Annotated in this window: 1 protein-coding gene; it reads left to right on the top strand. The window is 71.7% G+C overall.

Annotated features, from left to right (window positions below; all coding sequences use genetic code 11):
- Positions 1-80: 80 nt before the first annotated feature.
- The coding region (locus tag AC1D15_RS33960) for a histidine kinase dimerization/phospho-acceptor domain-containing protein (RefSeq protein WP_477829533.1) at positions 81-1,053 on the top strand (973 nt) is incomplete at its 3' end.

A 1,053-nucleotide genomic window follows, 5' to 3' on the forward strand; every position in this document is an offset into this window, starting at 1 on the left:
GGCCCCTACCCGCTCAAGCTGCTGCACACGATGCGCGGCATGGGCTACGTGCTCGAGGCGCGCGCGGCGGAGGGCACGGCATGACGCGCCGGCTCGCCGTGCGGCTCACGCTGATGTTCGCGGGCTGCGCCGCGGTGGTGTTCCTGGTCGGCGGCTGGGCGCTGCACCGCATGCTGAACGGCGGGATGATGGAGCAGGTGCGCGGCGAGATGCGGCTGCGCGCCGGCTGGGCCGAATCGATCGTGCTGCGCGTCCAGGACGAATCGCAGTGGCGGCTGTGGCTCACGCCGAAGTTCAACACGCTGGAGATGGAGCGCAGCGACGTGCGGCTGTGGGTCATCAGCGACGTCTCGACCTTCCGCTACGGCCCGCGGCGCGCCGACATCGAGGCGCTGGCGATGGCCGGCGGCTTCGGCGAGCTGGAGGAACCCGGCCACCCCTGCAAGCTGCTGACCTGGACCCGCCACCTGCCCGCCGACGGCGACCGGCCGGCGGTGACGCTGGTGCTCGTGAAGGACCCGCTGCGCTTCCTGCAGACGCTGGAGGACTTCCGCTTCGCGCTGATCGGGCTGGGCGCGGTCGGCGTGCTGGCGGTGGCCTTCCTCGGCTACGGCATCGCCCGCGTGGGGCTGCGGCCGCTGCAGCGGCTGAGCCGGCAGGCGCAGGCACTCGACCCGAACCACCAGGAGCAGCGGCTCGACCTGCAGCCGATGCCCGCCGAGCTGTGCGACCTGACCGCCTCGTTCAACGGCGCGCTGGCGCGGCTGGAGACTGCCTACCAGCAGCTGGAGGCCTTCAATGCCGACGTGGCGCACGAGCTGCGCACGCCGCTCACCAACCTGATCGGCCAGACCCAGGTGATGCTGACGCGCGAGCGCAGCGCCGGCGAGCTGGAGGAGGTGTTGCGCTCCAACCTCGAGGAGATGGAGCGGCTGAAGGGCATCGTCAACGACATGCTGTTCCTCGCGCGCGCCGACCAGGGCGCGGCCGCGTCGCGCCATGCCGACACCTCGATCGCCGACGAGGTGCACAAGGTGGCCGACTACCTCGATG

Source organism: Rhizobacter sp. P2_H2 (assembly GCF_056403375.1).